This window comes from Streptomyces sp. NPDC017529 (assembly GCF_044329785.1).
GTDB lineage: Bacteria > Actinomycetota > Actinomycetes > Streptomycetales > Streptomycetaceae > Streptomyces.
In genome coordinates this window covers 1-11636 of record NZ_JBIRJY010000007.1, presented here as the reverse complement: position 1 = coordinate 11636, position 11636 = coordinate 1, and the positions used below count along the sequence as shown (strand labels likewise).

Sequence of the window (11636 nt, the reverse complement as noted above, 5' to 3'; positions counted from 1 at the left end):
CGTCGAGCATGTGTGATGTGTCGGTCGGTGCTGCTCGGCACGCGTCGGCGGCCCTTCTCTCCCGGCTCTGTTAGCGCAGCCCTGACCTGCGCATACGTCGTTTCTGCCGATATGTGCTCCCGCGCCGGCGGGCCCTTCGGGCCGCGACCTGGCGCACACCGCGGACGGCAGGCCGCGCTGGCTTCGCATCCCGTACGCCCTCGACGGCGAGTGCGTACGAACCGGTCACCCGGCAACCTGCAAACGGAGATCACGTCATGCCCTGCTCACTCACCGCCGTTTCACTGCCCGCCACGGTGCCGTCCGGCACCGAAGACGCCGTGTTCGCCGACCTGTGTGCGCGCCTCTTCGCCTCCTTCACCCGGGCCGACCACCACACCAAGGGCGCGCAGTACCTCAGGGGACTGCTCGCGGCCCGGGGGCGGAAGACCATCCGCAACGTCGCCCGCTCGCTGGACGACCCGGGTGCCGCGCAACGGCTGCACCACTTCATCTGTGACGCTCCCTGGAACTGGCGCCCCGTGCGGGAGGCGCTGACCGGGTACCTGACGGACCTCGCGGCCCCGCGGGCATGGGTGGTGCAGCCGATGCTCATCCCCAAGGTGGGGAAGGAGTCGGTGGGCGTGCACCGCGGGTTCGTGCCCGAGCTGGGCCAGATGGTGAACGGGCAGCGGGCCAGCGGCCTTTGGTACGTGGGGCACAACGGCGTGAACGCCCCGGTCGACTGGCACCTGCACCTGAAGGGCGCGTCCGAGGGCCCCGCCGTCGCCTTCCCCGTCCCGCGCGCCTGCTCGGCGGGCTTACCGCCCGTCGTGTGGGACGGCCGCGCGCACGACGCCGCGGCGGTCCTCGACACCCTCGCACCGCTGGGGCTGCCCGCGATGGTGAGCCTGTCCGGGGCGGCCGGTGTACGGCTGCCGGACGCCGCGGGGAGCGCGGGGGCCGGTGAGACGCTCGCCGTCGAGCGGCTGCTGTCGCCGTCGTACGCGTCCCGGCTCACCGTCCGGCAGATCGCCCCGGGCACCCGGGCCGCCACGGCGCGGGTCCGGCTGATGCGGCAGCAGCGCGCGTCGTCCCTGCCCTGGTACGGCAAGGACCTGCTGCTGTACGCCGAGTGGCGGGAGGGCCACTACAAACCGGATGCGTACTGGCTCGTCACCGACCCGCAGACGTCGGCGGACGAGATCTTCCGGCTGCGCATGCACGCCGCGCAGGTGGCGCGCGACAGTGCCGGCACCGGGGCGCGCTGCGGGCTGCGGGACTTCAAGGGGAGGTCCTACGAGGGCTGGCACCGCCACATGACGCTGGCCTCGGCCGCGTACGCGCTGGTCAAGCTCTGCGGCGCCGAGGCGGAGTGGAAGCTGCCGGCCATGGCCGGCTGACGGGCGGAGCCGGGGCGGGCCGGCGGGCGGGGCGGGGCTCCGCGGGCGGGGGTGGGTCTTTCCCCGCGGAGCCCCGCCGGTCAGGGTGGCCGGCGCGGGTTCGCGGCGCGTCAGCGGCGGGCGGCCCAGCCGCCGGACTCGCCGGCGTACCGGCGGGCCGCCGTCCCGCGCTCGTACGGCAGCGTGCCGTCCGGGATGCTGAGCAGCTCCATGGTGATGCCGACGGGGGTACGGAAGTAGGTCCACCGGTTGCCTGCGATCGGGCCCGCCTCGATGGTCTCCGGACCGCCCAGGATCTCGACGCCGGGCTGCCGGGCGAGGTAGTCCGTGGCCGCTTCGATGTCGTCGACGGCGATGGCGAGGTGGTGCCCGCCCACGTCGTCGTTGCGTGGTGCCTCGGTGCGCCGGCCGGGCGAGGTGTACTGGAACAGCTCGACGTTGCAGGTCGGCCCGAGCCGGATCATGGCGATCACGGCGGTGGCCCGGGGGTGCACGTCGAGGCGTTCCGCCATCCAGTCGTCGTCCCGGCTCAAGGGGCCTTCGCGGTAGACGAGTTCACCGCCGAGCACCTCGGTGAAGAAGGCCACCGCGGCCTCCAGGTCGGGCACGGTGAAGGCGATGTGGTCGACGTTGCGCGCGGTGGGGATGCCGCGGGCGGCCGGCGGCGCGGTGGGTGCGCGGTCAGTCATGGGGCAGCTCCGGTACGCGCGGCGGGAGCTGCCGCACCACGCTGTGCGGCAGCACCGCCAGGTGCAGCAGTTCGGCTCCGTCGCGCTGCGCGGTCAGCTTGGGGCGGGCGCCGGCGGGACTGAGCATCAGCTCGTCGCGGCGCAGCGTCCAGGGGGCGCTGTCGGTCTCCTCCACGGTGACCGCGCCCGACAGCACCAGCCACACCTCGTCGGTGCCGCCGCGGCCGCTCGTCTCGATCTCTCCGTGCGGTTCCGTGCGGATGTGGTCCACGGCCTCGCACTCGCTGTGCAGCATGCCGCGCCGGGCCAGGCAGCGCCGGGCCACGGCGGGCCGGCCGGCGGGCCGGTTGACGGAGTGCGCCCCGGCCCGGGAGACGATCACTGCGTCCCCCCGGCCGTGCGTGCCACGTCCATGACGGTGTGGAACAGCCGCAGCGGGCCCGCGCCGGAGCTGATCTTGACCTCGCCGCCGAGCGGGAGAGTGATCGCGGTGCCGGCGGCGAGGGGGAGGTCCGTGCCGCTGCCGGCCGCGGTGCCCTCGCCGTCGAGTACGAAGAGCACGTGCTCCGCCCCGTCCGAGGCGAAGGACTCGGACTCGCCGGGGTCCAGCGTGAGCGTGCGGATGGTGCGCAACGGTCCGTCGAACGAGGTGGCGGGGTCGACGGTGCTGTCGTGGTCGAGGTGGTGGACGGCGCTGCGAGGCATGTTCTTCTCCGGCTCGGCCCGCCGCGCTCCGGTGAGCACGGCGTGGGTGTGCGGTGTGGACATTTCGATGACCAGCCAGTCCAGCGCGCTGTCCCCGGTGTTGTGCAGGGCGTGCGTGCTGCCCGCACGGGTCAGGCCGAGGCTGCCGGGACGGACGGGGTGCGCGACGCCGTCGAGGTGGAGTTCCCCCTCTCCCGAGAAGACGAAGTAGATCTCCTCGGTGCGGGTGTGCCGGTGCGCGCCGCTCACGGTGCCCGGGGGCAGGGACGCGCACTCGACGGCCTCCCAGGAACCGGCGGTTCCGGTCCTGCGGGCCAGGCATTTCCAGTAGGTGAGTCCCTCGGTCCCGTGCACGCCGTAGACCCGGGACGCGTCGGAGGTGTCCGCGACGATCACGCCGCCCCCTCCAGCGCGGCCCCGTGCAGGCGCGCGGTGCCGAGCCTGCGCAGGTCCTCGACCGCGGCGGCCAGCTCCTCGGAGGTGACGTCGTTGACGAACGCCGCGTCGCCGATGCCCACCGGCAGCGGGAGCCGCTGGAGCCCGTCCCGGTGGCGGACGGTGTCCTCCAGGGCGCGGGCCAGCAGGCGCGGTTCCAGCAGGTCGTTCCAGCTGGGGAGTTCGAGGGAGTCCATCACGGCCAGGACGCGGTCCCGGTCGCCGGTCGTGACCATGCCGCGGCTGGTGGCGATCATGGTGGTCAGCGCCATGTCGATGCACACCGCCTCGCCGTGCAGCAGCGCCGGGAGGGCGTGCATCTCGATCGTGGGGCTGAAGGTGTGGCCGTAGTCGACGACGCGCTCCAGCTCCGTCTCCCACAGGTTCGGCTGCAGCTCCTGGAGCATTCCGTGGATGGCCCGCTGGACGACTTCGGACGCCACCTGGCCGGCCGCCCACCGCTCGCCCTGGAAGTGCTCGTCCAGCAGCCGCGGACCGTGGTGCTCCAGCAGCTCGAAGAGCCGGGCGTCCTTGATCAGCGCCATCTTGAGGATCTCCGCCATGCCGTTGGCGATGTGGCGGCGGTCCACCGAGGCCAGGAACGAGCGGTCCAGGAGGGTCAGGGACGCCGGGGCGTACGTGCCGAGGCGGTTCTTGTGCCCGTTGAAGTTGACGCCGGTCTTCACGCCGACGCCCGCGTCCACCAGGCCGATGAGCGTGGTGGGGACCCGGACGACCGGGGTGCCGCGGCGGTACAGGCTCGCGACGAGGCCGACGATGTCCATCAGGACTCCGCCGCCGATCGCGATCACCGGCTCCCGGCGCCGGTCGATGCCGAACTCGTCGATGGCCCGGACGATGTCCTCGCCGGTGGTCAGCTCCTTGACGGTCTCGTCGATCTCGACGCAGTACAGCCGGTAGTCGACCTCGTGGTGGTCGAGGTACTGCCTGATCCGCTGTCCGTGCAGCCGCTCCACCTCCGCGTCGACGACGACGAAGCGCCGCCGCCGGGTGCCCGCGGGCGGAGCCGGTTCGAGCAGCGCCGTGTTCGCCGGTTCGAAGGCGTCGTCGCAGATGCGGACTTCGTAGCTGACCGGCTTTGTCGCCTCTACGCGCCAGGCGTCGACCAGGTTGCTGTGGGTGAAAAGTCCGTCCGTCGGATACTTGCGAGTCACGCTACCCCCTGAAGGAACGAAACGTTTTCTCACTGGAGAATTGTCCAGCGTGGACGGTGAATCCCGCACCGATAGTGCAGCATGCGTGAATTCACCGGGTCAACGTTTTCGGTATGTGATGAGCCGCCGAATGTTGTGTCAGAAATTCCGCGACGCATTTCCGCGTCGCGGAATTCCGGGTCATGCGGGGACCGCGTGCGCCAGGGGCGCCCGGCAGAGCATGCGGCCGGCGCCGACCAGCCCGTGGTCGTCGTCGGGAAGGCCCAGCCGCAGCATGTCCCGCGTCTCCCGCTCGGTCAGGCCGAAGCAGCCGACGCGCAGCAGCTGCTCCGCGAGCAGCTCGGTGAACCGCTCGCCCACCGCCTGCGCGAAGCCGCCGACGAACACGTAACTCCGGATGCCCGTCGTGAGGAAGACCGAGGTCAGGGCATGCGCCAAGTGCGCGAGCCCGGCCCGCAGCACGTCGGTCGCGAAACCGTCGCCCGCGCGCACGGCCTGCACGAGGGCCTCGTTGGTGAGGCGGCCCGGGTCGCCGTCGCACAGCGCGGCGAGCCGGCTCGCCGCGAACGCGGACGGGAGGTCCCCCGCCCTTCTGCGGGCCCCGGCCAGGATGCCGCGGCCGGAGGCGAGAGCCCCCAGGTGACCGCGCCCGCCGCAGTCGCACCGGGGCGCGCCGGGCGAGGTGTCGCACGGCAGGTGCCCCAGTTCGCCGCCGTGGCCGTCGGCACCGACGAGCACCTCGCCGTTGTGGAACACCTTGTTGCTGATGCCGGAGCTGACCGTGAACAGGCAGAAGGACGGACCGCCGGGGGACGCGTAGCGCCAGGCGGCCGCCGTGGTGTCGTTGACGACGGTGACGGGCAGGCCGGTCCGCTGCCCGAGCAGCTCCGCCAAGGGGAGCGCGGGCCCGCCGCCGCCCCAGACCGTCGGCGCCCCGGTGACCACGCCTGCGGCGGTGACGGGGCCGGCGAACGCGATGCCGACGGCCTCCGCGCCCTGGCCCTCGGGGGCCGCCCGGACCGCCTGGATCTCCTGGGCGAGCTGGTCGAGGACGGTACGTTGCACCTGCCGCACGTCCGCGGCGTCGGCGCCGCCGGTCCCGCGCACCGGGGTGCGGCGGACGCCGGACAGCGTGCCGGTGGTCCCGTCCCAGACGGCGGTGCGAAGCGTGGTGCCGCCGACGTCAGCAACGATGCAGCGCATCGATGTCCTCCGGTTCTTCGAGGGGATGGGGCCGGACGCGCGCCGGTGGCCGGCGGCGTTCCCGCGCCCGCGCGTACAGGATGAGGAGCAGCGCCACGGCCGCCGTCCCGGTGCCGGCCGCCGCCACCGAGCGGGTGCCCCACCCGAGGTCCATGACCTCCCCGCCGAGCCAGGCGCCGAGGCCGTTGCCCAGGTTGAAGGCCGAGACGTTCGCGGAGAGGGCGAGCAGGGGCGCGGTCGCGGCCAGGGCCAGGGCGCGCGCCTGGAGTGCCGGGATGATGGAGAACCCCGTGGCGCCGAAGAGGAACAGGGCGACGAGTGCCAGGGGCCACCAGGGCGCCGCCGCCCAGAAGAGGGCCGTCGCGAGGGCGAGGGCGCCCAGGCTGCGTACGGCACCGGTGGTCGGGTCGCGGTCGGCGAGCCGCCCGCCGGCGATGTTGCCCAGCACCGCGCCGGCTCCGAGCACCATGAGCAGGGCGCCCATGGCCCCTGCGGGGAAGCCGGAGACGTCGCGCAGCAGGGGCGCCAGGTAGGTGGAGACGGTGAAGACGCTTCCTTGCGCCAGCACCACGATGACCGTGGTGGCCAGCACCTGGGGCCTGCTCAGCACGCGCAGCTCGTCCCGCACCGACCCGCCGGGCCCCGGGTCCGTACCGGTGGAGCCAGGGGGCCCCGGCGTCCGGCGGCCGGGCACGGTGACCATCACCAGTACGGTGGTGACCAGGGACGCGACGGCGATGGCGGCGAACGTGGCGCGCCAGCCCCACTGCTGGCCGATGGCGGTGCCCAGCGGTGAGCCGAGGATGTTCGCGAGGTTGAACCCCAGGGACACCTGGGCGATGGCGGAGGCCCGCCGGTCCGGTGCGGACATGCCGGCGGCCACCAGTCCCGCCATGGCCACGAAGGTTCCGTGGGCGAGCGAGGCGCACAGCCTGGCCGCCACCAGCAGCAGGTAGTCGCCGGCGAGGAAGCTGCCGGCGTTGCCGGCGACGAACACCGCCATCAGCCCCACCAGCAGCGGCTTGCGCGGCACCCGCAGGGTCAGCAGCGTGACCACCGGCCCGCCCACGGCCACGCCCACCGCGTACGTGGTGACGAGCAGCCCCGCGGACGGGACGGAGACCCCCAGGCCGGACGCCACGTCCGGGAGGAGCCCGATGACGGCGATCTCGGCCGTGCCCAGGCAGAAGACGCACAGCATGAGCGCGAGTACGGGCAACCGCATGCAGACAGCTCCAGATGAATGCGACGATCCGCCGCTGGACTGCCGGAATTGGTTCCAGCGCCCAGGAGCGTAACGCCGGGAGCCTTTTGCAAACTGACACAACCGTAGTGAGCGGCGCCATGTTGTGGGCGGTGCCGTCCGGTTCCTATATTCGAGCCGGAAGGGCCGAGCGGGTTGAGCGGGCCGGGATTTCACCCGAGCGGAATTCACGCCTCCCGGGATGCGGCCCCGACTCCTCTGCTGTCGATTCCCTGTTCCGCGCTTCCCGCGCGCTGATCCGCGCTCGGTACGAAGAAAGGCTGTCCATGACGAAAGTCTTAGCCCGCGCCGTGCTGTTCGATCTGGACGGCGTGCTGGTGCACTCCGGGGCGGCCGTGGAACGGTCGTGGTCCCGCTGGGCGCACCGCCACGGCCTGGACGCCGGGACGGTCCTCGCGACGTGCCACGGGCGCCGGTCCGTGGAGACCATCGCGCTCGTGGCGCCGCACCTCGACGCCGAGGAGGAGGCCGCCGCGCTCGAAAGCGAGCAGGCGCGGGACATGGAGGGCCTGGCGGCGGGCAAGGGCGCGGCGGAGCTGATCGCCGCACTCGACGGTGCCGGCGAAGCCGCCCCGGTGCCGTGGGCCATCGTCACCTCCGGCACCCGGCCGCTGGCGTCCGCGCGGCTGGCCGCGGTGGGGCTGCCGGAGCCGGAGGTCTTCGTCACGGCGGAGACGCTCGGCAAGGGCAAGCCGGACCCCGAGGGATACCTCACCGCGGCACGGCGGCTGGGCGTCGACGCGGACGGCTGCGTCGTCGTCGAGGACGCCGAACCCGGGGCACGGGCGGGACACGCCGCGGGCGCCGCCGTGATCGGGGTCGCGGGAGGCACGCTGTCGGGCTCGGAACCCACGCTCTCCCTGTTCGTCGGCACGCTCGCCGACCTCACCGTGGAGCGCGGCCCCGGCTCCGGTACCGCCCGTATCGTCGCGGCCGGGGAGCAGCGGTGAGCCCCGCGGCGCGTCGCGTGGCCGTCGTGGGCCGCGGACTCATCGGAACCGCCCTGGCCCGCACGCTGCGCCTGGCGGACGCGGAGGTGTACACCGTCGCGCGCAGCGGCAGCAGCACCCCGGAGCACGCGCCGTGCGACCTCGGCACCCCCGAAGGCCGGGCCGGGCTGCTGGCCGCGCTGCGGCGCTGGAACCCGGACCGCGTCGTACTGACGCACGGCCCCAGCGACGTGACGTGGATGGCGGACCACCCCGCCGAGGCGGCGGCCGCGCACACCGAGGTGGCCGAGGCCGTCGCCGCCCGGCACGGCCGCGGTGTCCTGCTCGTCTCCACCGACAACGTCTTCTCCGGTACGGCGGGGCTGCGCACGCCCGACGACCCGGCGGACCCCGCCAACGTGTACGGCGAGGTGAAGCTGGCCGCCGAGCGGGCGGTGCTCGCGGCCGGCGGAGCCGTCACGCGGGTCAGTCTGGTCTACGGCCAGTGGTCCACGGGCCGGCAGCGGGTGACCTTCGCGGAACGCTGCCTGGACGCGGCCCTCGCGGGCCGCCCGCTCTCGGTCCCCGAGGACCAGTGGTTCACTCCCGTGCACATCGACGACGTGGCCGACGTCCTGGCGGCTCAGTCCACGCGGGACGGCGACACCGCGCCGGGGCGCCCGGCCCACCTGTCCGGGCCGGCCGAACTCAGCCGCCACGACTTCGCACGCGCCGCCTACCGCCTGGCCGGGGCGGACGAGGGCCTGGTCACGGCGTGCCGGAGGGCGGACAGTGAATGGGCCACCCGGCCGCGCTACTCGTCCCTGCGCTGTGACGACTTCGGCGCCGTCACCGGCGTACCCGACTGGCGGGCGCGGTCCGTACCGGCAGGGCTGCGGGCGATGCTCGCGGCGGCCGGGCACCGGGCGTCCGCACCCCGCGAGGAGGCTGCCGCCCGATGACCGCCACGACGGAGAACCGGGCCGCGGCGCCCGCGGCCACCATGACCGCCCTCGTCCTCGAAGGGCCGGGGCGCCTGGTACACGCCGAACTCCCGGTACCCAGGGCGGCAGCCGGCCAACTGCTGGTGGCCGTCCGGTACGTCGGGCTGTGCGGCACCGACCTGGGGTTCTGGGACGGCAGCAGCAACTACCTGCACGACGGTGACAAGAGCTATCCGTTCGTGTTCGGCCACGAATGGAGCGGACGCGTCGTCGAGGTGGGGGAGTCCGTCACCGGATTCGCCGTCGGCGACCGGGTGGCCGGGCACAACTTCCGGCCCTGCGGCACCTGCGAGAGCTGTGCGCGCGGCCACATCCTCTACTGCCCCGGGCGCAGCGAGATGGGCGTGATCGGCGCCGAACAGGGCGCCGCCGCCCAGTACTTGGCGGTGCCCGCCGACACGGTGGTCACGCTGCCGGACTCGGTGAGCGAGCGTGACGCCGCCCTGCTGGAGCCCTGCACCGCCGCGATGCACGCCGTCGACCGGCTGCGCGTCGCCCGGGGGGACGAGGTCGCCGTCCTGGGCGCGGGCACACTCGGTATCGCCGCGGCCCAGATCGCCCGCGCCCGCGGAGCCGCCGTCAGCGTCTACGACCCGAACCACGGGGCGCGCGCACTGGCCGGGGAGCTGGGCATCACCTCGGTCGGCAGTCCCGACGACGCCCCGCACGGCCGCTTCGACGCCGTGATCGAGGCATCCGGGGCCGCGAGCGCGGTGCGCCTGGCACCCCTGCTGTGCGCGTCCGGCGCGCGGCTGGCCCAACTGGGCACCCCGCACGGTCCGGTGGACCAGGTGCCCGTCTCCTCGCTGGTGCTGGGCAACGTGACCCTGCACGCCGTGCTGTCCGGCGTCGGCCACTGGCAGGACCTGCTCGCGGCCGTCGGCTCCGGCGCGGTGCGCCTGGCCCCGCTGATCGACACGGTCGTCCCGTTCGACGAGGCCGTCCGGGCCTTCGAGCGGCTCGCCGACCGCGGCAGGCCGCGCCCCAAAGTGCTGATCGCGTTCTCCTGAGCCGGCACCGCACCGGCTCCCGCCACGCCGTGCCCCGACCCCTACCTGCCTGAAAGGGCGCTCATGCCGTTCCGTCTGGCCGTACTCATCCTGGCCATCTTCTGTGTCGGTACCGCCGAACTGGTGCCCAGCGGCATGCTGGGAGACCTGTCCGAGGACCTGTCCGTCAGCATCCCGACGGCGGGTCTCCTCGTCACGGTCTACGCGTTGACCATGGTCGTCGGCGGGCCGCTGATCACCGCGCTCACCACCCGCGTACGACGCAAGTACCTGCTCGTCGGGCTGCTCGCGCTCTTCGTCGCCGGCAACGTCATCTCCACCTTCGCCGGCAACTTCGGTGTGCTGGTGGCCGGGCGCATGGTGACCGCGGTGATCCACGGCACCTTCCTGGCCGTGTGTGTGGTCACCGCGGGCGGCATGGTCGCCAAGGAGAAGGCCGGGTCGGCCGTCGCCGGCATGCAGCTGGGCATCAACCTCGCCACCGTGCTCGGCGTACCGCTGGGCACCCTCATCGCCCAGCACTACAACTGGCGGGTCACCTTCGGCATCGTCGCGGGACTCGCCGTGCTCGCCGCGCTGCTCATCCTCGCCGTCATCCCCGACGACGGCGAGAGCTCGGGCTCCGCCGCCGCCCACGAGCTGCGGGTGTTCAAGAAGTGGTCCGTGCTCGGCACGGTGCTTGCCACGGTGCTGTGCTCCGGCGGCATGTTCACCCTCATCACCTTCATGGTGCCGCTGCTCACGAACGTCGGCGGCTTCCCCGCGAGCTGGGTCCCCGTCGTCCTGGTCGCCTACGGCGTCGGCTCCATCCTCGGCAACCTGATCGGCGGCAGGTTCGCCAACCGGTCCATCGACTCGGCCGTGCTGTGGCTGTCCTGGGTCCTGGCCGCGGTGTGCGTCCTGTTCTGGGCCGCCGCCCCCTTCGCCGCGGGCGGCGCCGTCTCGCTCTTCCTGTTCTCGCTGGCCACCTTCGCCCTCATCCCCGGCCTGCAGACCAAGGTGCTCTCCGCCGCGGCGGACGCACCCACCCTCTCCCTCACCGCGAACATGTCGGCCTTCGGCCTCGGTGCCGCGCTCGGCTCGTGGCTCGGCGGCCAGATCATCGACCTCGGCCTCGGCACCCGTTCGGTGACCCTTGGGGCTGCCGTGCTCACCGGCCTGGGCGCCCTCCTCATCACCCAGACCGTCTTCGCCGCCCGGAGCCGACGCGGCACCGGGGCCGAGGCCCCGGCCCCGCAGCAATCGAGCCCCAGTCCGACCGGCGTCGCGCAGCCCTGACAGAGAGAGCCAGTCATGCCGTCCTCACAGACCTCCGCCGCGGCCGGTGCGCCGCCGAGTGGCAGACCCAAGTTGCCGTCGCTGACGGGTGTGCGGTTCATCGCCGCCGGGCTCGTCTTCTTCTTCCACGCCTCCCTGACCTTCATCCCGCTGAGCCCCTTCGCGGACGAGGATGTGGCGGAAGGGTTCCGGTGGCTCTTCAGCAAGGCCGGCTGGATGGGGGTGACGTTCTTCTTCGTCCTCAGCGGCTTTGTGATGACGTGGTCGGCGAAGCCCGGTGACACGGTCACGGGGTTCTGGCGGCGGCGGTTGTTGAAGATCTTCCCCAATCACGTCGTGACGTGGGCGCTGGCCATGGTCCTGTTCGCGGGGACGGTCACCCCGGTCTCGTCCTGGCTGCCGAACCTACTGCTGGTGCACTCGTGGTTCCCGGACCCGCAGATCCACCTGAGCGTCAACCAGCCGGCCTGGTCGCTGTGCAGTGAGCTGCTGTTCTACCTGCTGTTTCCCGCGCTGATCGGTCCGATTCTGCGGATCAGGGAGAGCAGGCTGTGGGGGTGGG

General features: G+C 73.1%; 12 protein-coding genes. 6 read left to right on the top strand and 6 right to left on the bottom strand.

The genetic code is table 11. From position 1 onward, the window contains the following. Positions 1–257: 257 nt before the first annotated feature. Positions 258–1382, top strand: coding sequence for an IS701 family transposase (locus ACH4K4_RS19590; RefSeq protein ID WP_398168741.1), 1125 nt, complete (start codon positions 258–260; stop codon positions 1380–1382). 110 nt (positions 1383–1492) lie between these two features. Here ACH4K4_RS19590 and ACH4K4_RS19585 read toward each other — a convergent pair whose 3' ends face one another. The 6 genes from ACH4K4_RS19585 to ACH4K4_RS19560 all read right to left on the bottom strand — a co-directional run bounded on the left by ACH4K4_RS19585 (position 1493) and on the right by ACH4K4_RS19560 (position 6814). Next, on the bottom strand, positions 1493–2071 hold the full coding sequence (locus tag ACH4K4_RS19585; protein WP_398168740.1) for a VOC family protein: 579 nt from the start codon (positions 2069–2071) through the stop codon (positions 1493–1495). Continuing rightward, on the bottom strand, positions 2064–2453 hold the full coding sequence (locus ACH4K4_RS19580; RefSeq protein ID WP_398168738.1) for a hypothetical protein: 390 nt from the start codon (positions 2451–2453) through the stop codon (positions 2064–2066). The genes ACH4K4_RS19585 and ACH4K4_RS19580 overlap by 8 nt, the downstream gene beginning before the upstream one ends. Next, on the bottom strand, positions 2450–3172 hold the full coding sequence (locus tag ACH4K4_RS19575; protein WP_398168737.1) for a cupin domain-containing protein: 723 nt from the start codon (positions 3170–3172) through the stop codon (positions 2450–2452). Before ACH4K4_RS19575 ends, ACH4K4_RS19580 begins: the two co-directional genes overlap by 4 nt. Then, a complete protein-coding gene (locus ACH4K4_RS19570) occupies positions 3169–4386 on the bottom strand; it encodes a sedoheptulose 7-phosphate cyclase (protein WP_398168735.1) in 1218 nt (405 codons plus the stop codon). Before ACH4K4_RS19570 ends, ACH4K4_RS19575 begins: the two co-directional genes overlap by 4 nt. Positions 4387–4566: 180 nt before the next feature. Beyond that, positions 4567–5589: an ROK family protein gene (locus ACH4K4_RS19565; protein WP_398168733.1), complete on the bottom strand. Its 1023-nt coding sequence runs from the start codon at positions 5587–5589 to the stop codon at positions 4567–4569. Then, the gene (locus tag ACH4K4_RS19560) at positions 5570–6814 is read right to left on the bottom strand and encodes an MFS transporter (protein ID WP_398168731.1); all 1245 of its coding nucleotides are present in this window, start codon (positions 6812–6814) and stop codon (positions 5570–5572) included. Before ACH4K4_RS19560 ends, ACH4K4_RS19565 begins: the two co-directional genes overlap by 20 nt. A 305-nt stretch (positions 6815–7119) precedes the next feature. On the opposite strand from ACH4K4_RS19560, the gene ACH4K4_RS19555 reads away from it, so the two are divergent. The 5 genes from ACH4K4_RS19555 to ACH4K4_RS19535 form a co-directional block, all read left to right on the top strand. Further along, positions 7120–7803: an HAD-IA family hydrolase gene (locus ACH4K4_RS19555; protein ID WP_398168729.1), complete on the top strand. Its 684-nt coding sequence runs from the start codon at positions 7120–7122 to the stop codon at positions 7801–7803. Beyond that, a complete protein-coding gene (locus ACH4K4_RS19550) occupies positions 7800–8744 on the top strand; it encodes an SDR family oxidoreductase (RefSeq protein WP_398168727.1) in 945 nt (314 codons plus the stop codon). Before ACH4K4_RS19555 ends, ACH4K4_RS19550 begins: the two co-directional genes overlap by 4 nt. Beyond that, entirely contained in the window at positions 8741–9796 is a 1056-nt protein-coding gene (locus ACH4K4_RS19545; RefSeq protein ID WP_398168725.1) for a zinc-binding dehydrogenase, read from the top strand. Before ACH4K4_RS19550 ends, ACH4K4_RS19545 begins: the two co-directional genes overlap by 4 nt. 63 nt (positions 9797–9859) lie before the next feature. Next, positions 9860–11074, top strand: coding sequence for an MFS transporter (locus ACH4K4_RS19540; protein ID WP_398168723.1), 1215 nt, complete (start codon positions 9860–9862; stop codon positions 11072–11074). A gap of 15 nt (positions 11075–11089) precedes the next feature. Continuing rightward, a partial coding sequence (locus tag ACH4K4_RS19535; protein WP_398168721.1) for an acyltransferase family protein occupies positions 11090–11636 on the top strand: 547 nt, incomplete at its 3' end.